This window comes from Haloparvum alkalitolerans, assembly GCF_055381565.1.
Window position 1 is genome coordinate 600,053 of record NZ_AP043938.1, and the last position, 21,638, is coordinate 621,690.

At 71.2% G+C, this 21,638-nt stretch carries 24 protein-coding genes; 14 read left to right on the top strand and 10 right to left on the bottom strand.

The window, feature by feature from the left end; genetic code table 11:
* Window positions 1–55: 55 nt before the first annotated feature.
* Both ACZ432_RS05400 and truA read left to right on the top strand, forming a co-directional pair.
* Entirely contained in the window at window positions 56–502 is a 447-nt protein-coding gene (locus tag ACZ432_RS05400; protein WP_426962849.1) for a universal stress protein, read from the top strand.
* A gap of 56 nt (window positions 503–558) precedes the next feature.
* Entirely contained in the window at window positions 559–1,437 is an 879-nt protein-coding gene (gene truA, locus ACZ432_RS05405; protein WP_426962848.1) for a tRNA pseudouridine(38-40) synthase TruA, read from the top strand.
* 16 nt (window positions 1,438–1,453) lie between these two features.
* Here the strand turns inward: truA and ACZ432_RS05410 are convergent, their stop codons facing one another.
* Window positions 1,454–2,917, bottom strand: coding sequence for a sodium:solute symporter family protein (locus ACZ432_RS05410; RefSeq protein WP_426962847.1), 1,464 nt, complete (start codon window positions 2,915–2,917; stop codon window positions 1,454–1,456).
* Window positions 2,914–3,240, bottom strand: coding sequence for a DUF3311 domain-containing protein (locus ACZ432_RS05415; RefSeq protein WP_426962846.1), 327 nt, complete (start codon window positions 3,238–3,240; stop codon window positions 2,914–2,916). The genes ACZ432_RS05410 and ACZ432_RS05415 overlap by 4 nt, the downstream gene beginning before the upstream one ends.
* Before the next feature lie 195 nt (window positions 3,241–3,435).
* On the opposite strand from ACZ432_RS05415, the gene dnaG reads away from it, so the two are divergent.
* Window positions 3,436–4,911 (top strand): DNA primase DnaG, encoded by a 1,476-nt coding sequence (gene dnaG / locus ACZ432_RS05420; RefSeq protein ID WP_426962845.1) that lies wholly within the window; start codon window positions 3,436–3,438, stop codon window positions 4,909–4,911.
* 4 nt (window positions 4,912–4,915) lie between these two features.
* On the opposite strand, the gene ACZ432_RS05425 is transcribed toward dnaG, so the two are convergent.
* Together ACZ432_RS05425 and ACZ432_RS05430 are read right to left on the bottom strand one after the other, a co-directional pair.
* Window positions 4,916–5,395, bottom strand: a complete 480-nt coding sequence (locus tag ACZ432_RS05425) for a GNAT family N-acetyltransferase (RefSeq protein ID WP_426962844.1) — start codon at window positions 5,393–5,395, stop codon at window positions 4,916–4,918.
* Window positions 5,392–6,711 (bottom strand): DUF92 domain-containing protein, encoded by a 1,320-nt coding sequence (locus ACZ432_RS05430; protein ID WP_426962843.1) that lies wholly within the window; start codon window positions 6,709–6,711, stop codon window positions 5,392–5,394. The genes ACZ432_RS05425 and ACZ432_RS05430 overlap by 4 nt, the downstream gene beginning before the upstream one ends.
* 168 nt (window positions 6,712–6,879) lie before the next feature.
* On the opposite strand from ACZ432_RS05430, the gene ACZ432_RS05435 reads away from it, so the two are divergent.
* Window positions 6,880–7,488, top strand: a complete 609-nt coding sequence (locus ACZ432_RS05435) for an undecaprenyl diphosphate synthase family protein (protein WP_426962842.1) — start codon at window positions 6,880–6,882, stop codon at window positions 7,486–7,488.
* A 43-nt stretch (window positions 7,489–7,531) separates the two neighbouring features.
* Complete coding sequence (locus ACZ432_RS05440; RefSeq protein ID WP_426962841.1) at window positions 7,532–8,035, top strand: DUF367 family protein; 504 nt, start codon at window positions 7,532–7,534, stop codon at window positions 8,033–8,035.
* Window positions 8,036–8,084: 49 nt separating this feature from the next.
* Here the strand turns inward: ACZ432_RS05440 and ACZ432_RS05445 are convergent, their stop codons facing one another.
* Complete coding sequence (locus ACZ432_RS05445; protein WP_426962840.1) at window positions 8,085–8,999, bottom strand: PLP-dependent cysteine synthase family protein; 915 nt, start codon at window positions 8,997–8,999, stop codon at window positions 8,085–8,087.
* Window positions 9,000–9,182: 183 nt separating this feature from the next.
* Here ACZ432_RS05445 and ACZ432_RS05450 point away from each other — a divergent pair, with 183 nt between their 5' ends.
* Window positions 9,183–9,563 (top strand): TlpA family protein disulfide reductase, encoded by a 381-nt coding sequence (locus ACZ432_RS05450; protein WP_058366217.1) that lies wholly within the window; start codon window positions 9,183–9,185, stop codon window positions 9,561–9,563.
* 24 nt (window positions 9,564–9,587) lie between these two features.
* On the opposite strand, the gene ACZ432_RS05455 is transcribed toward ACZ432_RS05450, so the two are convergent.
* Window positions 9,588–10,841: a Glu/Leu/Phe/Val family dehydrogenase gene (locus tag ACZ432_RS05455; protein ID WP_058366216.1), complete on the bottom strand. Its 1,254-nt coding sequence runs from the start codon at window positions 10,839–10,841 to the stop codon at window positions 9,588–9,590.
* 110 nt (window positions 10,842–10,951) lie between these two features.
* Window positions 10,952–11,833 carry an HpcH/HpaI aldolase/citrate lyase family protein gene (locus tag ACZ432_RS05460; protein WP_426962839.1) on the bottom strand — a complete coding sequence of 294 codons (882 nt, stop codon included), beginning with the start codon at window positions 11,831–11,833 and terminating at the stop codon, window positions 10,952–10,954.
* A gap of 141 nt (window positions 11,834–11,974) precedes the next feature.
* Between ACZ432_RS05460 and ACZ432_RS05465 the strand changes: the two genes are divergently transcribed.
* Window positions 11,975–12,442: a MaoC family dehydratase gene (locus tag ACZ432_RS05465; RefSeq protein ID WP_058366214.1), complete on the top strand. Its 468-nt coding sequence runs from the start codon at window positions 11,975–11,977 to the stop codon at window positions 12,440–12,442.
* 605 nt (window positions 12,443–13,047) lie between these two features.
* On the opposite strand, the gene ACZ432_RS05470 is transcribed toward ACZ432_RS05465, so the two are convergent.
* Entirely contained in the window at window positions 13,048–14,022 is a 975-nt protein-coding gene (locus ACZ432_RS05470; protein WP_426962838.1) for an NOG1 family protein, read from the bottom strand.
* 197 nt (window positions 14,023–14,219) lie between these two features.
* Between ACZ432_RS05470 and arcD the strand changes: the two genes are divergently transcribed.
* From arcD to ACZ432_RS05495, 5 genes are all read left to right on the top strand, one after another.
* The gene (gene arcD, locus ACZ432_RS05475; RefSeq protein ID WP_426962837.1) at window positions 14,220–15,659 is read left to right on the top strand and encodes an arginine/ornithine antiporter ArcD; all 1,440 of its coding nucleotides are present in this window, start codon (window positions 14,220–14,222) and stop codon (window positions 15,657–15,659) included.
* A gap of 98 nt (window positions 15,660–15,757) precedes the next feature.
* Window positions 15,758–16,702: a lipoyl synthase gene (gene lipA / locus ACZ432_RS05480; protein ID WP_426962836.1), complete on the top strand. Its 945-nt coding sequence runs from the start codon at window positions 15,758–15,760 to the stop codon at window positions 16,700–16,702.
* A gap of 208 nt (window positions 16,703–16,910) precedes the next feature.
* Window positions 16,911–17,411, top strand: coding sequence for an HPP family protein (locus ACZ432_RS05485; RefSeq protein ID WP_426962835.1), 501 nt, complete (start codon window positions 16,911–16,913; stop codon window positions 17,409–17,411).
* A 92-nt stretch (window positions 17,412–17,503) separates the two neighbouring features.
* Window positions 17,504–17,656, top strand: a complete 153-nt coding sequence (locus tag ACZ432_RS05490; protein ID WP_426962834.1) for a hypothetical protein — start codon at window positions 17,504–17,506, stop codon at window positions 17,654–17,656.
* A gap of 69 nt (window positions 17,657–17,725) precedes the next feature.
* Entirely contained in the window at window positions 17,726–18,076 is a 351-nt protein-coding gene (locus ACZ432_RS05495) for a hypothetical protein (protein WP_426962833.1), read from the top strand.
* Window positions 18,077–18,115: 39 nt separating this feature from the next.
* Here the strand turns inward: ACZ432_RS05495 and lrp are convergent, their stop codons facing one another.
* Window positions 18,116–18,574 carry an HTH-type transcriptional regulator Lrp gene (gene lrp, locus ACZ432_RS05500; RefSeq protein WP_426962832.1) on the bottom strand — a complete coding sequence of 153 codons (459 nt, stop codon included), beginning with the start codon at window positions 18,572–18,574 and terminating at the stop codon, window positions 18,116–18,118.
* A gap of 126 nt (window positions 18,575–18,700) precedes the next feature.
* Between lrp and glnA the strand changes: the two genes are divergently transcribed.
* Together glnA and ACZ432_RS05510 are read left to right on the top strand one after the other, a co-directional pair.
* Window positions 18,701–20,074, top strand: a complete 1,374-nt coding sequence (gene glnA / locus ACZ432_RS05505) for a type I glutamate--ammonia ligase (protein WP_426962831.1) — start codon at window positions 18,701–18,703, stop codon at window positions 20,072–20,074.
* A 133-nt stretch (window positions 20,075–20,207) separates the two neighbouring features.
* Window positions 20,208–20,627: a hypothetical protein gene (locus tag ACZ432_RS05510; protein ID WP_426962830.1), complete on the top strand. Its 420-nt coding sequence runs from the start codon at window positions 20,208–20,210 to the stop codon at window positions 20,625–20,627.
* Window positions 20,628–20,665: 38 nt separating this feature from the next.
* Here ACZ432_RS05510 and ACZ432_RS05515 read toward each other — a convergent pair whose 3' ends face one another.
* Window positions 20,666–21,637 (bottom strand): phosphatase PAP2 family protein, encoded by a 972-nt coding sequence (locus tag ACZ432_RS05515; RefSeq protein WP_426962828.1) that lies wholly within the window; start codon window positions 21,635–21,637, stop codon window positions 20,666–20,668.
* Window position 21,638: the final 1 nt, after the last annotated feature.

The following is a 21,638-nucleotide window of genomic DNA, read 5'->3' on the forward strand; positions in this document are numbered from 1 at the left end:
CCGCTTCCGACCGCGGCCGCCACGGTTTTTCCCCTCCGCGCGCAACGCCTCGTTCATGTACGACGACGTGCTGCTGCCGGTCGCCCCTGACAGCGACGCGAGCCGAGCGATCCCGCACGCCGCCCACGTGGGGGAGCGCGACGGCGCGACCGTCCACGTGCTGTCGGTCGCCGACACCGTGGTCGAGACGCTCACCGGCCCGGAGGTCGGGTCCCTCGCCGACCGCGTCGAGAGCGCCGCCCGCGACCGCGCCCACGAGGTCGAGGCGGAACTGGAGGACCGAGAGGTAGAGACGCGGACGCACGTGGTCCGCGGCCGTCCCGAGGAGGTAATCACCGAGGTGATCGAGGAGCAGGGGATCGACCTCGTCGTCATGCCGAGCCACACGCGCACGGGCGTCCAGCACTTCCTGCTCGGTTCCGTGGCCGAGCGCGTGGTCAGACACGCGCCCGTGCCGGTGACGACGGTGCCGATGAACGACCGCGCCGCCGACGACTCGTAGGTCCCCCTCGCCGCGGAGCCGCGTCCTTTTAGCCCGCCCGTCGCCTGCGTCGGTCCGTGCGCGCGTTCCGCATCGCCTACGACGGCCGCCCCTTCTCGGGCTTCCAGCGCCAGCCTCGGGTCCCGACGGTCGAGGGCGCGCTGTTCGACGCGCTCCGCGACCACGGGGTCCTCGGCGCGGACGACCACCGGCCGCCGGGGTACGCGGCCGCGGGTCGGACCGACGCCGGGGTCTCCGCGGTCGGCCAGACGGTCGCGTTCGACGCCCCCGACTGGCTCACGCCGCGCGCGTTCAACGGCCAGCTCCCCGGCACCGTCCGTGCGTGGGCGAGCGCCGAGGTTCCCGACGGATTCCACGCGCAACACCACGCTGCACGGCGGACGTATCGGTATTACCTCCACGCGCCCCGCGACCCCGATCCCGGGCTCCAGACCGGACGGATAAACGACGCGCGCGTCCGCGCCGCGCTCGACCGACTCTCGGGCCGTCACGACTTCGCGAACTTCACGCCCGACGACGAGGGGACGGTCCGCGACCTCTCCGCGAGTGCGACCCGAGAGGGGGACGCGCTGGTGTGCTCCTTCGCCGCCGACGGCTTTCCGCGGGCGTTCGTCCGGCGCGCGGTCACGCTGGTCCGTGCGGTCGGGACGGGGGACGCCGACCTCGCGGACGTGGACCGAGCGCTCGACCCCGAACCGCTGACGGGGCGACGGGCGTTCGGCGCCGCGCCGCCCGAACCGCTGGTGCTGTGGAACGTCGGCTACGACGAGGCCGCGGTCAGAGACGGCCTCCCGCGTCCCGACTTCTCCGTCGACCGCGAGGCCGCCGAGAGCGCCCGAGCCGCGTTCGCGGAGCGCCACGTCGACGCCCGGACCGCGGCCCGAGTCACCGGGGCGATCCGGGACCGCGTCGGTCGCGGGCCCGGCGACGGATAGCCGCCTCAGTCCGCGCTCAGTCCGCGCCCAGCCCGACCCGCCGCGGGTCGGCGGTCGGCGACGCGGTCGTGACCGCCGAGACGGCGACCGTGAGGGCCGCGGCCAGAACCATCAGCGCGAGCGCGTAGTCCCACCCGGCGTAGCTCCGGGGGAGCGCGGGGACGAGAACGAGCAGGAGATACGCGACCTGCGGGACGACGATGCCGGCGACCATCCCCCACAGGGTCGCGCCGCGCCAGTAGAGGGCGAGGATGACCGGCGGGGCAAGAAGCGCGAACCCGGAGAAGGCGGTGTCGCCGACCTCCACGAGCGTGCCGGGGCGCGTGAGGCTCGCGAGGAACGCCAGCGTCGCGAAGAGGGCGACGCCGACCCGGGCGACCCACGCCTCGCGCCGCTCGCTCGCGGCCGGGTCCACCAGCGGCCGGTAGAGGTCCCGCGTGAGGTACGACGACCCGGACAGCAGCATCGAGTCGGAGGAGGACATCATCGCGGCCATCGCGCCCGCGACCACCAGCGCCGCGAACCACGTCGGGGTGTACGCGTTCAACAGCACCGGGAGCACGTTCGCGCCCTCGGGCACCTCGACGGGAAGCCCGGCGGCCCACGCGCCGAGCATGAACGCGGGGACGAAGAGCAGCAGCACGAGGACCGGCCACAGCGCGAACGACCGCTTCAGCACGCGCTCGGACCCCGCGACGAAGAACCGCTGGTTGATCTGCGGGAACATCGTCACGCCGAACGCGATGGTGATCGCCGAGGAGACGATGAACCCCGGCGTGTACGTGCCGCCGCCGAGGCTCGCGAAGTCGGGCCGGGCCTCGACCATCGCGCCCGTCGCGGCGCCGAGGCCGCCGACCGAAGAAAGCACCCAGACGACCGCGACCCAGACGACCGAGAGCATGAACAGCCCCTGGATCGTGTCGGTCCACGCGACGCCTCGCATCCCCGCGATACCGACGTACGCGACCATGAACGCGGTGATCAGCGCCGCGCCGCCCCAGTAGGGAATCGCGCCGCCGGTGAGTCCGGCGATGGCCTCGCCGGCGCCCATCTGCTGGAGCATCACGTACGGGAACAGCCACAGCAGGCTCACGCCCGCGACGAGCGCGCGGAGCCCCGCCGAGCCGAACCGGTCCCCGAGCAGTTCGCCGAGCGTGAGGTAGCCCTGCGCTCGCCCGATCAGCCACTGGCGGTAGCCGATGACGTACCACAGCACCGCGAACAGGACGCCGTCCATGACGCCCATCACGAGGATCCACTCCGGCCCGGCCGCGTACGCGAGGTCCGGCCCGCCGAAGAAGGTGAACGCCGACAACAGCGTCGCGAACGTGGTGAACAGCAGCACCACGGTCCCGAGCGACCGCCCCGCGAGGTAGTAGTCGGCGGCCGTCGACTCCGCGACGCGGTAGGCGGCGAGCCCGACCGCGAGCGCCACCAGCAGGTAGCCGACGACGACGCCGAGTTGCACCGCGAGGCTCACGCGCGCTCACCCCCGTCCGGTCGGTCACCGCCGCGGTCGCCGGTCCGCCCCCCTCCGGAGGCGGGCGCCTCCGCGCCGGACCCCCCGTCCCCGTCCGCGCCCGCGGTCGGTCCGAAGTCCACGGTCATCCCGCGGTCCCACGCGCCCCCGGCGAACCGCGCGAACAGGACCGCACACAGACACATCCAGCCGACGTGCCACCAGACCCACACCGGGAGGCCGGCGACCACGCGGTCGACCCCCCAGAGGAACCAGGGCACCGCGAAGACGATCAGCACCGCGAACGTCGGAATCCAGACGAGATCTCGATTCAGATCTGCCATCGTCGACGGGAAACACACCAACCAGTAATAAATTCTGCTGAAGTCCACCGAATAGCTCATTCGAAGAAATTTTTTCTTCGGACGGGGCGATCGGTGGCCGACACGATAGCTATTTCCCCGGCTCGGACCAACTTTACGAGGTGGCGGCACGGCCGCCATTCATCATCATCAACACGCCCCGGAAGGGAATCTCACATGGAAGACACAGCAAAATATCTCATTCACGCGACCATCGCGGCCGACGGGGTGGTCGAGCGGTCCGACGTGGTCGGCGCGGTCTTCGGACAGACCGAAGGCCTGCTCGGCGACGAGTTGGACCTGCGCGACCTCCAGCAGTCGGACAAAGTCGGCCGGATCGACGTTGCGATCGAATCGGAGAACGGACAGTCGTTCGGAGAGCTCACCGTCGCCTCGAGCCTCGAGAAGGTCGAGACCGCCATCCTCGGCGCCGCCCTCGAGACGATCACGCGGATCGGCCCCTGCGAGGCCTCCGTCGAGGTGACGAGCATCGAGGACGTCCGCGCGGCCAAGCGCCGCGAGGTCGTCGACCGCGCGAAGGAGCTGCTCGCGTCGGGCTTCGAGGAGACCTCGCTGTCCAGCGACGACGTGCTGGAGGAGGTCCGCGACGCCGCACGCGTCGAGGGCGTCACCGAGTACGAGGGCCTGCCCGCGGGCCCGCGGGTCGGCGACTCCGACGCGGTCATCGTCGTCGAGGGGCGCGCGGACGTCTCGGCCCTGCTCGACGCCGGCATCAAGAACGCGGTCGCCGTCGAAGGGACGAACGTCCCGGACGCGGTCTCGGACCTGACCGCGGACCGCACCGTCACCGCGTTCCTCGACGGGGACCGCGGCGGCGAGCTGATCCTCCGCGAGCTGGGACAGGTCGGCGACGTGGACTACGCCGCGTTCGCGCCGGCGGGCCGGTCCGTCGAGGACCTGGACCGCGGCGAGGTGCTGGAGGCGCTCCGCGCGAAGGTGCCGTACGCGACCGTCGCCGACGAGCCGAACCTGCGCGAGGCCGCCATCGAGGCGGACGACGGCGGTTCGGCGGCCGACGGGTCGGACGCGGGGGCCACCGAGGAGCGCGGGGACGGAGCGTCGGCGAACGATCAGCACGCGGCCCACGATGCCGACGAACGGAGCGACGACGACCGCCGCGCCGAGGAACGGGATGCTGACGAGCGGAACGCCGAGGGATCGGCGGCGAGCGACTCCGAGGCGACCGAAGGCGGTGCGACCGAAGACGACGCGACCGAAGGCGACGCAGTCGAACCCGACGCGACCGATCGGGAGGAAGAGCGGTCCACGGCGGGCGAGTCCGAGAGCACCGAGACGCCTGCCGCGACCGGATCGGCCGACGACGGCGCGCGCTCCTTCGAGGAGCACGTACAGGAGGTGGTCGACTCGGGAAGCGGCCGCGCACGGCTCCTCGACGCCGACGGAGGCGTGCTGGCGGAGGTAGACGCCGAGGACGCCTTCGATGCGGTCGCCGACGCCGCGGAGCCGCCCCACACCGTGGTGCTGGACGGCACCGTGAGCCAGCGCCTGCTCGACGTGGCGGCACAGCGCGGGGTCTCGGAGCTGTTCGGCACCGCGACCGGCGACTTCGTCAAGAAGCCGGTCGGGACGCGCGTCCGGACCTCGGGCGACCTCCGCGCCGAGGCCGCCTGAGGGCTTACTCTTCGTCGATCCGGTACAGCAGCGCGTCGCCGTCCGGGTACGCGTCCGCGCGACGCCCCGCGATCTCGAAGCCCGACCCCTCGTAGAGCGCCCGCGCCGCTTCGTTCTCCGGAGCGACCAGGAGCGTGACGGGACCGGCCGCCGCGGCTATCGCGGTTTCGAGCAGACCGCGGGCCCGACCCTGTCGCCGGAAGTCAGGTGCGATCGCGATCTCGCCGATGTGGAGCGCGTCCGGACCGTTGACGGGCAACAAGTAGCCGACGGGCGTGTCGGGTCCCGCCCCGGCGTCGGCGTCGGTGGCCCCGGCGGATTCCCTCCCCGCGACCGAGACGAGCACGTCGCCCATCGCGAGCCCGTACGCCAGCAGGTCCGGGCTGGGGTCCCGAAGGTGCGTCTGGAGGCGTTCGACCGCCGCGGCTTCTGCCGGCCGGGCGTGTCTGACGCGCGGGTCCGCGGTCGCCTCCGCGGCGGTCACGACAGCATCACCCCGAACGCGAGGGCGACCGCGACGAGCGCCCCCGAGAGCGTCGCGAGGAAGTTGACGGTCTGGTTGCCGATCCGGTCGCCCTCGACAAGCGCGCCGAGAAGGCTGTCGACGGTCATCCCCGCGAAGCCGGCCCCCACGACGACTCCGCCGCCGACCAGGGGGTCGCCGACGGGCATCCCTATCGCGGCGAGCGCGCCGACGAGCCCGGCGCCGGCGATGCCCGCGAGTTCGCCCTGCAGGGTGATCGCGCCGTCGGTCCCCGGCGGCACGCGTTCGAGCGTGGTGACGAGCCGAGGGTTGTCGAAGAGGCCGCCGATCTCCGAGGAGAGGGTGTCCGCCATCGCGGTCGCGACCGCGCCCGCGAACGCGAAGACGAAGGGGTCGGCGGGCATCGCCGCGTGGTCGGTCGCGGCGTAGCCCACCACGGCGACGAGCGCGACCGCGGAGTTGGCCAGCACGTTGCCCGTGCCGCGGGCACCCTCGTTCTCCTGTGCGACGCCGCGCTCGGCCTTCTCCTCGAAGCGGAACTTGGAGGCGAGCCCGCCCACCGCGTAGAAGGCGATAAGCGCCGCGAACCAGCCGAACCCGCCGAGCACGATGGTGACGAGGCCGAGCAGCACGCCGGTGAGCATCCCCGCGACCGAGGCGGTGCCGAGCGCGTAGGAGACGTAGCCGAGCGCGGCCGTGACCGCCAGCGCGACGCCGATCCTCGCGAGCGTCACGTCGCCGACGAGCGCCGCGAACAGCCAGCAGAGCAGCCCCACGGAGACCATCACGACGGGGTCGTCCTGCTCCAGCAGGACGCTCCGCAGCAGCGCGGCCGCGAGCGCTCCCGAGGTGGCGAGGAAGACGAACGCCGGCAGCCGGACCGCCTCGCCCGCCCCCGCGGAGACGACGACGAGCGCGAGGAGGCCACCGAGCGACCCGAGCAGCACGAAGCCGGTCGCGTGGAGGAACCCCTCGTCGGTGTACTCGCGGGACGCCTGCGTCCCGAGGTTGCCGACCCCGACGATGAGCACGGCGGCCGCGAACACCGAGGGCGAGAGCGAGACGGCCGGGATGCTCGCGAACACCGCGAGCCCGGTCGCGCCGAGCGCGAAGCCCGCCAGCCCGTTGAGCCGGCGGTCCCGGCGGTCGCCGGGGCGCGCGAACAGCTCAAACAGCCGACCCTCGCGGACCGCGAACGCCGCGAGGACGGCCACGGCCGCGAACGGGGCGGGGGTCGCCGGACCCAAAAGGGGGGCGGCGAGCGCGAGCAGCGACACCGCCGCGAACGCCGCGGCGCGCCGTGTCCTCCGATTCACACCCCGGGATTCCCCCGACGCGCACTTAACGGTCCCGAACCGCACACTCCGTGCGGCCGCCCGGATCCGGCGGACGGACGCCGACGCCGGGATCAGGACCGGACTCGCGAACTCCGGGATCCGGACCGGACCCGCGAACTTTTGGCCCGGGGTCGCCACGAGTCGAGCGTGGGAATTTACGACGCGTACCTCGCCCTCCGCCACCGGTTCCACGACGCCGCCCCGCCGGCCCACGTCGCGGTGGTGATCACCGAGCGCGACCTGCTCGAACAGGGCGCCTACGAGACGCTCTCGGACGCGCTCCGATGGGCCGTCGAGTACGGGGCCGAGCGCGTGACGGTGATGGTCTCGGTCCTCGACGAGGCGGTCGTCCCGACGCTCGAACGCGAGCTCCGCGGGGTCGACGCGCCCCGCGAAGTCGCGGTCCGCGCGCCCGACGACACCGAGCGCGCCGACGCGCCGATCCGGATCAGCATCGGGCTCGGCGGCAAGCGGGAGTTCGCGGCCGCGGTGCAGTCGATCGCCGAGGACGTGGCGGCCGGTGATCTGTCCCCCGACGCCGTCGACGAGGCGGAGATCTCCGACCGGCTCGTCTTCCCCGCGGAGCCGGACCTGGTGATAAAGACCGGCGCCGAGCGCCTCTCCGACTTCGCCATCTGGCAGTCGGTCTACTCGGAGCTCTACTTCACGGACGTGAACTGGCGGGACTTCCGGAAGCGGGACTACCTGCGGGCCGTCCTCGACTTCCAGAACCGCCAGCGCCGGTTCGGCCGCTGATCGGAGCGGTCGACTTTTCACCCCGAGTCGCCCATCCGGAAGCGTGGAGCTTCACGTCCGGTACGAGGGCGACGACGACCCCGACAAGTGCACGGCGCGCAAGCTGGCGCGCTTCGACCTGGCGACCCTCCACCGGTCGGACCGTGCGACCCCCTACGGCGTCGTCCTGAACCCGCACGCCGAGCGGGCGCTCTCGCCCGCGGACGCCGACGCCGGCGAGGGAGTCCTCGTCGCGCTCGACTGCTCGTGGGAGTCCGCGGGCGAGAAGCGGTTCTCGATGCCGGGCGAGCACCGCGCGCTGCCGTACCTCGTCGCCGCGAACCCGGTCAACTTCGGGCGCCCGATGCGGCTCACGACGGTCGAGGCGCTCGCGGCCGCGCTCTGCATCTTCGGCGAGCGCGACCACGCCGAGCGGGTCCTCGCGAAGTTCACGTGGGGCGAGACGTTCCTCGAGTTGAACGAGGAGCCCCTTCGCCGGTACGCCGAGTGCGAGGACTCCGCCGAGGTCGTGGCCGTCCAGCAGGAGTACCTCGACCGCGGCGAGTGAGGCGTCCGGGACGGCGCTTTGCCCCCGAGAGTGCGGTTTATCCGAGCGGTCAGTCGAACATCCCGGTCGACATGTAGCGCTCGCCGCTGTCCCAGAACACCGTCACAACGAGCGGCTCGTCGCCGGCGTATCGGCCCTCCTCGCGGAGGTCCTCGGCGACCGCCGTCGCGGCGAGGTTCGAGGCGCCGGAGGACTGCCCGACGAGGATCCCCTCCTCGCGGGCGAGCCGGCGGCACTCGGCCTCGGCCTCGTCGACCGTCACGGCGTGTAGCTCGTCGATCAGCTCCACGTCCAGGTTCGGCGAGACGAACCCCGGCCCCATCCCCTGGAACTCGTCGCCGGTCGGCTCCTCGCCGGCCAGCACCGCGCTCTCGGCCGGCTCGACGGCGTCGATGCGCACGTCGGGGAACGCCTCGCGGAGTCGGCGCCCGACGCCGGTGAGCGTGCCGCCGGTGCCGACGCCGGCGACGAGCGCGTCCACCGTCCGGTCGCCGACCTGCTCCAGTAGCTCCGCGGCGGTCGTCTCGTAGTGGGCGCGGGGGTTCGCGGGGTTCTCGAACTGGTGGAGCTGGACCGCGCCCCGCTCCGACTCGATCTCGTCGGCCCGAGTTCGCGCGTCCGAGATGTCTCCCTCCACGAGCTCGATGTCGGCGCCGTACGCGCGCATGATCCGGCGGCGCTCGGGCGACTTCGAGGCCGGCATCACGATGATCACGTCGTAGCCCTTCGCGGCGCCGGCCATCGCGATCCCGATGCCGGTGTTGCCGGAGGTGGCCTCCACGATGGCGTCGCCCGGACGGAGATCGCCGGCCTCCTCGGCGGCCTCGATCATGTACGTCGCCGGGCGGTCCTTCGCCGAGCCGCCGGGGTTGCGCGACTCGACCTTCGCCGCGACCGTCGTTCCCGCAGGCGACCCGACCCGGACCAGCGGCGAGCCGAGGCTGTCCAGGATGTCGTCGTTCATCGGTTCACCGTTCGCCGCCGCGACGTAAACGCCCACCGGACCGCGGCAAACGCGTGGGAGACCCGCCCGCGGTCGGTCCGTGGCGACCCCCGATAGACCGGCTCACACCGGCCCGGATTCGCCGGGACTGCCGGGTTCGCCGGCGCCGCGTTCCTTTTGAGGGTCGGCCGCGTACTCGCCGACATGAGCCTGCAGACGCTTCAGCCGAGCGAGTCGTGGGACGCGGCCGGACAGGAGGGCGTCCTCGACGCGCTCGCGGCCGAGGAGTACGTGTTCAAGGTGTGGGGCGGCGACTGGTGTATCGACTGTCGCCAGCAGCTCCCGCAGTTCGCGGCCGCGCTCGAGGCCGCGGGCGTGCCCGAGGAGCGCATCGAACACCACCCGGTCGAGAAGACCCCGGAGGGAAAGGCCGGCCCCGGCGTCGAGGAGTACGGCATCGAGCTGATCCCCACCGTCGTCGTGGAGCGCGACGGCGAGGAGGTCGCGCGGTTCGTCGAGGAGGAGGACGAGCCGATCGCGGCGTATCTCGCCGCGCGACTGTCCGAGACGGCCGAGGCGGAGTAACCCCCGAGAGAGCCGTTTCGCCTATCAGGGCCAGTTGCCGCCCTGCTCGTAGGCGTCGACCACGCGCTCGATGGCGACGACGTACGCGGCCGTCCGGAGGTTCGGGAGGTCGTACTCCTCGTAGGCGTCGACCAGTCCGTCGAACCCGTCCGAGATGACCCGCTTCAGCTCCGAGTTGACGCGGTCCTCGGTCCACGAGAAGCGCTGTCTGTTCTGGACCCACTCGAAGTACGAGACGGTGACGCCGCCGGCGTTCGCCAGCACGTCCGGCACGACCCAGACGTCGCGCTCGGCGAGCACGTCGTCGGCGTCCGGCGTCAGCGGTCCGTTCGCGGCCTCGACGACAACGTCCGCCTCCACGCGCTCGGCGAGGTCGGCGTCGACCGCGTTCTCCAGCGCCGCGGGGACCAGCAGGTCTACGTCGAGCGTCAGCAGCTCCTCGTTGCTGATCGCCTCGGTGTCGCCGTAGTCGGCGACGGAGCCGGTCTCACCTTTGTGCGCCTTCACGGCGCGCGTGTCGAGGCCGCGGGGATCGTAGATCCCGCCGGAGGAGTCGGAGACCGCGACGACGTTCGCGCCCACGTCCTCCAGCAGTTTCGCCGCGACCGAGCCGGCGTTGCCGTACCCCTGTACCGCGACGGTCGCGCCCTCGATCTGCTCGCCGATCCAGTCGAACACCTCGCGGGCCGCGAGCATCACCGACCGACCGGTCGCCTCGACGCGGCCCGCGGAGCCGCCCGATCCGGGCGCCTTCCCCGTGATGACGCCAGGCGCCGTGGTGTTCTCGAGCGTCTCGTAGGTGTCCTTGATCCAGTTCATCTCCCGCTGGCCGGTGTTGACGTCCGGCGCGGGGATGTCCCGGTCCTCACCGATCATCGGCCGGAGTTCGGTCGCGTAGGCGCGCGTCAACCGCTCCAGCTCCGCCTCGGAGTAGTCGTCGGGGTCGATCTCGATCCCCCCCTTCCCGCCGCCGTAGGGGATGTCCACGACCGCGCACTTGTACACCATCCAGCCCGAGAGCGCCTTCACCTCGTCGCGCGTGACGCCCGGGTGGTACCGGATGCCCCCCTTGTACGGCCCGCGGTCGCCGTTGAACTGCGCTCGGTAGGCGCGAACCGTCTCCAGCGACCCGTCGTCGCGCTCGACGGTGAGGTTCGTCTCGAGGACCCGCTCGGGGTTGCTCAGGCGCTCGATGACCCCCTCGTCGGCGTCGAGATACGCGGCCGCGTCCGCGATCTGCTCCTGCAGACTCTCGAACGGATTGGCTTGGTCCGACATACCGAAATCGGCTTTTGCCGCGGAGTTAACTGTGTCGTCTCAGCGTCGCACTCGCCGCAATATCTGCGTCCAGCGTGGTCTCCTCGGTATCCGTGCGCCGCCGGCGGGGATCAGCGCAGTCCCGCGGCGCGAGCGCTCTCCAGAACGCGCTCCGCCTGCGCGATGAGGGGCGCGTCGATCATCTCGCCGTCGACCTCGAAGACGCCCTTCCCTTCGGCGGCCGCCTCCTCGCGGGCGTCGAGGACGCGCTCGGCCCACGCGACGCGCTCCGGGTCGGGCGTGAACGCCTCGTTGATCGGCGTCACCTGAGCCGGGTGGATCGCCAGCTTGCCGTCGTACCCCAGCTCGACCGCGAACCGTGTCTCCTCGCGGAGCCCCGCCTCGTCGGAGAAATCCGTGAACACGGTGTCGATGGCGTCGACGCCCGCGGCGCTGGCCGCGAGCAGCACGTGCTGGCGGGCGTACAGCACCTCGGTTCCCTCGTCGGTCCGCGTCGCGCCCACGTCGGCCGCGAGGTCCTCCGCGCCGAAGACGACCGCCGCGGTGGCGTCCGCGGCCGCGATCGCCTCCGCGTGGAGCACGCCCGCGGCCGTCTCCAACAGCGCGAACACCGCGGGGTCGAGGTCCCGCTCGGCACAGAGGGCGGCCGCGTCGTCGACGCGCTCGGCGGTCTCCACCTTCGGGAGCATCACCGCGTCGAGCCGGAGTTCGCGGTCGGGGGGCGCAGCTTCGTCGGCCGTCGACTCCGTGCCCACGAGCGCGTCGAGGTCCCGCGCCGGCTCCTCGGCGGTCAGCCGGACGCAAACCTCGGCGTCGGGATCGAAGTCGGGCGCGGCGAGCACCTCGCGGACGGCCGCGCGCGCCTCGTCCTTTCGCGTCGGCGCGACCGCGTCCTCCAGGTCGAAGCAGATCACGTCCGCGCCCGCGGCGGGCGCCTTCCGCATCAGGTCGGGACTGTCGCCGGGTGAGAACAGCAGGCTTCGTCTGGCCATACCCTGTCTGTCGCGCGAGACGACAAAAAAGGTCGAACCGCGGCGCGCGCGGCCGCGAGCGGTCGCGGTCCCGATGGCCCTCGCACGTTTCGGGCCCGCGGAGGCGACAGACATTTGGTCCGCTCGGGGGACCTGCCGGGCATGAGCGGACGCTACTACGAGGAGTTCACGGTCGGGGAGACGATCGAGCACGCGCGACGGCGCACGGTGAGCGAGGCGGACAACCAGCAGTTCTGCGACATGACGATGAACCAGCAGCCGCTCCACCTCGACGCCGAGTTCGCGGCCGACACGCAGTTCGGCGAGCGGTTGGTCAACGGGCTCTACACCATGTCGCTCGCGGTCGGCGTCTCCATCCCCGAGACGACGGACGGCACCATCGTCGCCAACCTCTCGTACGACGCGGTGGAGCACCCGAACCCCGTCTTCCACGGCGACACCATCCGCGCGCAGTCGACGGTGACCGACAAGCGGGAGACCAGCGACGGCGAGCGCGGCGTCGTCACGATGCACGTCGAGGCGTTCCGCGTGGAGGACGGCGAGGAGGACACCCTCGTCTGCGAGTTCGACCGCACGGTGCTGTCGCTGAAGCGGCCGGACGGGGACTGATACTGATCCGGCGGCGTTCTCGGCAGGCTCAAAAGGAACGGTAACGGGGACGGTCGGCTCGTGTGGCGGGTTTGCGGTTCGAGCGCTCTCGCCGGCTCTCTGTACGACGATTTTTCTGTGTCTGTTGGAGATGCTGCTGCTGGGGGCAGCAACGTCCAGAAAGCCCCAGCCCGCTCTCCGTACGACGTTTCTGCGATCCCTGTTGATCCTGCTGATCGGGACGGCAACACCCAGAAAGCCCCAGCCCGCTCGACCGGCCGCGGCACGCTCTGCGCTCCTCGCTCTCCGCACAGCCCGCTGCGGTGCTTGAGGCGCCGGGGCGGGATCGAGCCGGCTGCCCCTTTCAGTCCCACCCCGCGACCGCACCACAGCCTCGCACCTCCCCAACCTCGGCGGCGGCGCGGCCGCGGAACAGCACCGCACCGCAGGCGGCCGCGCCGCCGCCTCCCTCGCGCGCGTTGCTCGCGCGCGCCGACCGCTATCAGGGTTGTTGCCGATCACTGAAATCAGGGTTGTTGCCGATCACTGAACGGGCAGCCGGTGCCGAACGCTCGGTATTTCTGTTGGGTGCGGTGAACGCTCCCGCTCGCGAGTCGGGGAGCGGCTCAGGCGTCCTCGCGCGAGGGGAGGTCCGGCTCGAAGCCGACCGCCTCGACCGCGGCGTCGAGGACGGCCTCGACGTTCTCGCCCTCGGCGACGCTCATGTAGTGGTCCGCCTCGACGTCCGTCGAGCGGTCGCTCTTGTTACAGACCGTGATGACGGGCACGGCGTCCCCGAACAGCTCCTCGACCTCCGCGAGGAGCTCGAGCTGCGACTCGATGGGGTAGCCGCAGTCGCCGGAGGCGTCGAGCACGAACAGCACGCAGTCGGCGAGGTGTTCCAGCGCGGAGACCGCCTGCCGCTCGATGTCGTTGCGGTCCTCGACCGGCCGGTCGAGCACGCCCGGCGTGTCGATGATCTGGTAGCGGATGTGGTCGCGCTCGAAGTGTCCGATCTGGACGCCCTTGGTCGTGAAGGGGTACTCCGCGATCTCGTTGGACGCGCGGGTGACGGTGTTGACGAACGAGGACTTCCCCACGTTCGGGTAGCCGGCGACGACGATGGCCGGCTCGTCGACGTTGATCTCGGGGAGTCCCTTCAGGTCGTCGCGGGCGTCCCCGACCGCGCGGAGGTCGTCCTCGATCTCGTCCATGATGTCCGCCATGCGCGCGAACGCCTGCTTGCGGTGTTTGCGCGCGACCTCGAGGTTCGAGTCGTTGATCTTCGACTGGTACTCGCTGCGGATCTCCGCGATCTGTCGCCCCGCCCACGTCACCTCCGAGAGCGCCTGGCGGAGGCGGTCGACGTCGACGATGGCGTCGGCCAGCTCGTAGTAGAACGGGTCGACGTCGTACTCGAAGTCCGGCCACGACGTGGACACGTTCTGGAGGTTGTCCGAGAGGATGTTCGCGGCGGTGGTGAGCATCGACAGCTGCGCCTCGTGGCCGCTCTTGGCGTGCCCGGCCCGGGCCGCCCGCGAGAAGGCCTTGTCGAGGAGTTCCTCCGAACGAGGGGTCGTGGGGAGGTCCTCAAATATCATGTTGCCCGGTTTTGACGGCCGCCGCGTATAAGACCGTCCGTTTGGGGCCCGCGCGGCTTCTCGGAACCGAGCGCCGCGTTCGACGGGCGAACGCACTCGCCGCGTGACCGTCGGTCCCGTGGGTTCCGTTACCGCGAGTCATGCCCTACGCGCATGATTCAACGAATACTTATGCGCCAATGGCATATATGCGGTCGATGACACGCGAGTTCACGCCGACCACCTACGAGGACATCGACCCGGACCGCCGGCCGTCGTTCCGGCTGGCGCTGGTCCCGGTGCTCGCGGTGGTCGCGTTCCTCGGGATCGGGTCGGCCGTGCTGGGGTTGGACCCGCACGTGCCGCTGCTGTGGAGTATCGTCTTCGTCGGCGGCGTCGGGCTGTACGCCGGCTACGAGTGGGAGGAGCTGTTCGAGGGCGTCGCGAACGGCCTCCTGATGGGGCTGCAGGCGCTCCTGATCATCTTCACGATCTACGCGCTGATCGCGACGTGGATCTCCGCGGGGACGATCCCCGGCCTGATGTACTACGGGCTGTCGATCCTCACGCCGCGGACGTTCCTGCCCGCGGCCGCGCTGCTGGCTGGCGTCGTGGCGTTCGCCATCGGCTCCTCGTGGACGACGGTCGGGACCCTCGGCGTGGCGTTCGTCGGTATCGGGACCGGGCTCGGCGTCCCCGCGCCGATGACGGTCGGCGCGGTCATCTCCGGGGCGTACGCGGGCGACAAGCAGTCGCCGCTCTCGGACACGACCAACCTCGCGGCCGGCGTCACCAACACCGACCTCTACGACCACATCGACCGCATGCAGGCGGGGACGCTGCTGGCGTTCGGGATCGCGGTCGCGGCCTTCGCGGTCCTCGGCCTCCGCGCGGCCGGCGCCATCCCCGAGGGGCAGGTCGCCGCGATCCAGACGGCGCTCGCGGGCACCTACGAGGTTTCGGTGCTCGTGTTCCTGCCGCTTCTGGTTACGTTCGGCCTCGCGCTGCGAGGGTACCCCGCGCTCCCGACGCTCGTGGCGGGCGCGTTCGCGGGCGTTCTGACCACGATCCTCCTTCAGGGCGCCGGCTTCGTCCCCGCCTGGGAGGTCTTCATGTACGGCACCGCGCCCGAGTCCGGCTCCGAGCTGGTGAACGAGCTGCTCGCCTCCGGCGGGCTCACCGGCTCCGCGTGGACGATCACCGTCGTCGTCGCGGCGCTGTCGCTCGGCGGCCTGCTCGAACGGACCGGCGTCCTCGCGGTGCTCTCGCACGGTCTCGTGCAGGGGATCCGCAGCCCCGGCGCGCTCGTGGCCGGGACCGGGTTCTCGGCCATCGCGATCAACGCGCTCACCGCCCAGCAGTACATGAGCATCGTCCTGCCGGGCGTGACGCTGCGGAACGCGTACGACGAGTTCGGGCTCGACAGCGACCAGCTCTCGCGGGCGGTCGAGGCGGCCGGGACGCCCACCGGCGCGCTGTTCCCGTGGCACGCCGGCGCCGTCTACATGGCGGGCGTGACGGGCGTGCCGACGCTGGAGTACGCCCCGTTCTACTTCTTCGGCTTCCTCTCGCCGCTGGTGCTGTTCGGCATCGCCGCGACAGGGATCACGATCCCCGACGTGGTGTACACCGGAACGACCGCGCCGGCGGACGACTGACGGGACCGACCACGACGGGAGTGGTGAGCGCTCACGCGCCGGGGGCACACGATCCGACGGATCCGCACGTTTTTGCCCCCGGCGGCGAAGGGTGAGACATGAGCAGCAGGCGGCGGAAGCCCGACTGGCTCAAGATGCGACCGCCCTCGGGCCGGCGGTTCGCCGAGATCAAGTCGACGCTCCGCGACCGGAACCTCAACACGGTCTGTGAAGAGGCCAACTGTCCGAACCTCGGGGAGTGCTGGTCCGGCCGCGACGGCCCCGGTTCGGGACCGGGAACGGCGACGTTCATGCTGATGGGCGACCGCTGCTCGCGCGGGTGCAACTTCTGTGACGTGGAGACCGGCGGGATGGAGGCGTTAGACCCCGACGAACCCGAAAACGTCGCGGACGCGGTCGCGGAGATCGGACTGGAGTACGTCGTGTTAACCTCCGTCGACCGCGACGACCTCGCGGACGGCGGCTCGGCCCACTTCGCGGAGACGATCCGCGCGATCAAGGAGCGCGACCCGGAGATCCTCGTCGAGGTACTGATCCCCGACTTCGGCGGCGACCCCGAGGCGGTCCGCCGGATCATCGACGCGGAACCGGACGTGATCGCTCACAACGTCGAGACGGTCGAGCGCCTCCAGTGGCCGGTCCGGGACCGCCGCGCGGGCTACGAGCAGACGATGGCGGTGCTCGACCAGGTCGACCGCGAGTCCGACATCTACACGAAGACGAGCGTCATGCTCGGCCTCGGCGAGTACGACCACGAGGTGTACCGGACGATGCGGGACCTCCGCGAGGTCGGCGTCGACATCGTCACGTTCGGCCAGTACCTCCAGCCGTCCCGCTCGCACCTCGACGTGTTCGAGTACGTCCACCCCGACGTCTTCGACACCTGGGAACGCGTCGCCGAGGAGGAGCTCGGCTTCCTCTACTGCGCCTCGGGGCCGATGGTCCGCTCCTCGTACAAGGCCGGCGAGCTGTTCGTCGACGCGCTCGTCCGCGAGGGAGCCACCGTCGACCAGGCCCGGTCGCGGGCACGAGCGGGCGACTGAGCGGGCGGTCGGGGGGTTCCCCGGAACGCCCCAGCCGGCCGACACGGACTCGCCGCGGCGGCGACAGCACCGCAACGGCACTACGACCGCGACAGCACCGCGTCCGCGACAGCGCCGCATGTCCCGCGAGCGCGCCGCTCGGACCCGATCCCGTGGAAGGGACGCCCGGATCGGTGAGCCTTTTCTCCCGTGAACGTCAGGGGCAGGCATGGTCAGGCGCCGCGTCTACACGAGCCTGTACGCGAGCCTGCTTTTCACCGTGCTCGGGCTGGTCGCATGGGCGACGGGACAGGCGTTCGTCTTCCCGAGTTTGGGCCCGTCGGCGTACCTCCTCGCGTTCGATCGACGGGCCGACCGCGCCCGGAGCTATCGAGTCGTCTGGAGCCACCTCATCGGCGCGGCTGCGGGGTTGCTGGCGTACTCGTTCATCGCGGAGGGCGTCACGCTCACCGCGTCCACACCGCCGTTCTCGCCCGCGGGGCTCCGGCTGGCCGCCTCCGGTGTCGTCTCCATCGCGCTGACCACCTGGGCGATGATCGCTACCGACGCCAACCACGCGCCCGCCTGCGCGACGACGCTCATCGTCTCGCTCGGCCTGCTGTCGACGCCGCGGGCCGCCGCGGTCATCGTCGCTGCGGTCGTCCTGCTCGTCACGATCCACCACGCGGTCGTCGCAGCCGCCGGAACCGTCCGTAGCCGGCTGGAGTGACGCCGACGACCCGGAGCGACCGCCGCGTCGGGACCCCCGCGTATCCCGCCGACACCGGGCGATTTATTGTCGTGTGAACGCGTATCACGACCGTGCCGAAGGTTCTGTGTCCCGACTGCGAGCGTCGGATCGCCATGCACGAGCTCGAGACGAACACCGTCGCCCAGTCGAGCGGGTTCGCGACGACGTACCGCTGTCCCTTCTGCCGCCACGAGGTCGAGGACGTGACCGAGCACCTCGTGTAGCGGGGGGCAGTGACGGCCGCGCGGTCGCTCCCCTTTACTTATAAATGGGGACGCACCGAGGGGCCGAGTATGCAGACGATCTACCTCGCCGCGGCCGGAGGTGTGGCTCTCGTCGCTCTGCTGGCGTTACTGCTGTGGCGGCGCCGGTCGAGCGGAGCCAGCGAGTCGGCGCGCGCACACAAGGCAGCACAAAAGCGGGAGCCGCCCGTGGAACTCGGCGAGACGGTCGAGTTCGGCGTCACGGAGATCACCGACCACCACTCGGGCAGCGAGGTCGCGGTCGGCAAGGTGGAGGGGTTCGTGATCTTCGCGGAGGAGATCCCCGGCGACGTGAGCGAGGGCGACGTGATCCGCGCGACGGTGCTCTCGTTCAACGAGGGGCGCACGTCCGCGGACGCCACCTTCGAGGGGATGGCCTGACTCGCGGTCGGCACGTCCGGCGGGCGCCCGCGAACGGCCCTACTCCTGGAGGTCGAGTTCGAACTGCTCGTTCTCCGTCACCGCGTTGAGCACGACGGAGGTGTTCGACTCGCGGATGTCCGCGTCGGTGAGCAGCGTCTTGATCTGGTCGTTCATCCCGTCGGTGTCGGTGAACTTGCCGATGGCGATCACGTCGTAGTCGCCGGTCACCTCGTAGACGCTGACCATCTGCTTCTCCTGCCGGAGGCGCTCGGTGATGTCCGGGAGCGCGCTCCCCTCGACTTTCAGCTGGAGGATGGCGGTCACGTCGTAGCCGAGCTTGTCGTAGTCGACGACGGGAGTGTACCCCTGCACCACGCCCTCGTCCTCCAGGTCGCGGAGGTGGTTGGACACCGTAGTCACCGACACGTCAAGGTCTTCCCCGAGGCTGCGGAGGCTGGCGCGGCCGTTTCCGAGGAGTTCGTTCACGAGTTCCGCGTCGAGGTTTTCGTACGTCATTACATCTCCCGAGGCGCGGAGGGGTTTAGAACTTTACGAACATCCAATTTCGATTTCTGCTCGGCGGTTCATGCACCAATCGATAAGACCTTTATATTGGGTATACTGTGTCTATCCGTCCAGAACATGACGGACGACCACGCCAAACCCGACGGCGGGCTCACCGACAAAGAGCAGGCCGTTCTCGACCGCATCGACGAGGAGAACATCGACTTCCTGCGGCTCCAGTTTACCGACATTCTCGGTGTCGTGAAGAACGTTTCCGTGCCGGCCCACCAGGCCGAGAAGGCGTTCACCGAGGGCATCTACTTCGACGGCTCCTCCATCGAGGGGTTCGTCCGGATCCAGGAGTCGGACATGCGGCTCGTGCCCGACCCCGAGACGTTCGCGGTGCTCCCGTGGCGTAGCGAGGCCGACGGCGACGGCGGTGCCGCGCGGCTGATCTGCGACATCGTCACCACCGAGGGCGAGCCGTTCGTCGGCGGTCCGCGGCAGGTGCTCAAGTCCGTCCTCGAGAAGGCCGACGACATGGGATACACCGTCTCCATCGGCCCGGAGCCGGAGTTCTTCCTGTTCGAGACCGACGAGAACGGCAACGCGACGACGATCCCCCACGACAACGGCGGCTACTTCGACCTCGCGCCGAAGGACCTCGCCTCGGACGTCCGCAAGGAGATCATCTTCACGCTGGAGAAGATGGGCTTCGAGATCGAGGCCAGCCACCACGAGGTCGCGGAGGGCCAACACGAGATCAACTTCAAGTACGACGACGCGCTGACGACCGCGGACAACATCGCCACGTTCCGCGCGGTCGTCCGCGCGGTCGCGAGCCAGCACGACCTCCACGCGACGTTCATGCCCAAGCCCATCGCGGAGATCAACGGCTCGGGCATGCACAGCCACATCTCGCTGTTCGACGAGGACGGCAACAACGCCTTCGCGGACGACGACGACGAGTTCAACCTGAGCGAGACGGCCTACCAGTTCATGGGCGGCATCCTGAACCACGCGCCCGCGTTCACGGCCGTCACGAACCCGACCGTCAACTCCTACAAGCGCCTCGTCCCCGGCTACGAGGCCCCCATCTACGTAGCGTGGTCCGACACGAACCGCTCGGCGCTCGTCCGCGTCCCCGACGCCGCGGGCGTCTCCGCGCGCTTCGAGGTCCGCAGCCCCGACCCGTCGTGTAACCCCTACCTCGCGATGGCGGCGCTCATCGGCGCCGGCCTCGACGGCATCGAGAACGAGGCCGACCCCGGCGACCCGGTCCGCGAGGACATCTACGAGTTCGACGAGGCGAAGCGCGAGGAGTACGGCATCGAGACGCTCCCGCCGAACCTCGGCGCCGCCGTCGAGGAGCTCGAGAGCGACGACGTGCTTCAGGACGCGCTCGGCCCGCACGTCTCCGAGAAGTTCGCGGAGGCCAAGAGCCAGGAGTTCGCGGAGTACCTCACCCAGGTCTCCGAGTGGGAAGAGGACCGCTACCTCGAGACCTTCTGAGCGGGCCGCACCGCCGGACCGGCGGTCCCCCGGTTCGATTTTTTCTCCGCCGAACGGCGTCGCCGCGACCCGGCACCGTGCGCGTGCCGTCTCGGCCAGGCATTTATGAGCGCCGCGGGAGTGCGTGATGGCGATGAACGCCCGGACGCGACTGGGGTACAACCTGATCGCCGAGTCGGAGGCGTACGGTTACACGCTCGCGGTGTGGGGCGCCGGCGCGCTCCTGATCGACGCGTTCGGCGTCCCGGACGTGTGGGGCGTGCTGGCGTACGTCGGCGGCGCGCTCGCCGGCTTCGCGCTGCTCGCGGAGGTCGCGTGGGGCGGCATGGCCGACGAGATGACCGTCGAGCGCTCGCCGACCTCGCGGGTGGCGTCCGCGATCCACCTGCTGTCGACCGGCGGGACGCTGCTTGTCGCCCGCGGCCTCATCGTCGCCGTCGGGAGCGCCGGCGGCGGCGGACGCCTCGCCTTCCTCCTCGTCGGCGTCGCCGTGACCGTGACGTACAACCTGCTGTTGCTCGTCGAGGAGTTCCTCGGCGGGCGACTCGACTGAGCGGCGCGCCCGCGCGGCGGCGATCCGGGGCGGCCGACTTACGCGTCGAGCCCCGTTCCGCGGCGGTCCGCGACGCGCTCGCCGACGGCGGGCGCCGCGAGGATTCCCGCGGTCGCCGCGGTCGCCATGGCGGCCGCGAGCGGGAGGGGCGGTTCGACGGCGAGCACCCCGAGCCACAGCGCGCCGGTGATGACGAGCGCGGGGACGGCGACGGGGAGCGTCACGGCCGGCTCGTCGCCGTCACAGACCCGCCAGCCGAGCGCGCCGCCGAGCCCCGTCCCGAGACCGACCGCGCCGTCGAGCACGCTCCCGGGGTGGCCGGTCGCGGCGGCGACCGCGGCCGCGGCGGCACCGGCGCCGGCCGCGACCAGGAAGACCGGCGTGGGGTCGAGCGCGTCCGGGTTCGGATCGGAGCGGCCGGCCGAGGCGGTCTCGGCCCCGGCGCCCGCGCGCCGCATCAGCCACAGGCCGCCGAACAGGACGCCGGTCCCGAGCGCCACGCCCGCGACCACGTCGACGAGGTAGTGGACTTCGATGACGACGCGCGAGAGCGCGACCGCGCCCGCGAGGCCGCCCCCCACGAGCAGGCGCGTCCGCCGATCGGGCCGGTCCAGCAGGGTCGCCAGCCCGAGGTAGGTGATCGTCGCGCCCGTCGCGTGGCCGCTCGGGAAGCCGAACCCGTCCGAGGCGGTCGTCCCCTCGAACCACGCGCCGGCGGCCCCCGGGAGCCAGCCCGGTGCGGGCGTCGGGGTCGCCGCGGCCGGCGGGCGGGGGAGGCCGAACCCCACCTTCAGGAAGGTGAGGATCGCCAGCGCGCAGGTGGCCAGCGCGACGAGCGCGGCCCCGGTGCGCCGCGGCGCGGGGGCGTACTCCGCGGGCAGGAACCAGTAGACGAGCGCGAGCAGGCCGAAGACGAACCACGTGTCCGCCAGCGTGGTGACCGCCGCCCCGAGGACGACCGCGACCTCGGGGAGCGCCTCCACGACGACGAACTCGCCGACGCTCCGCATC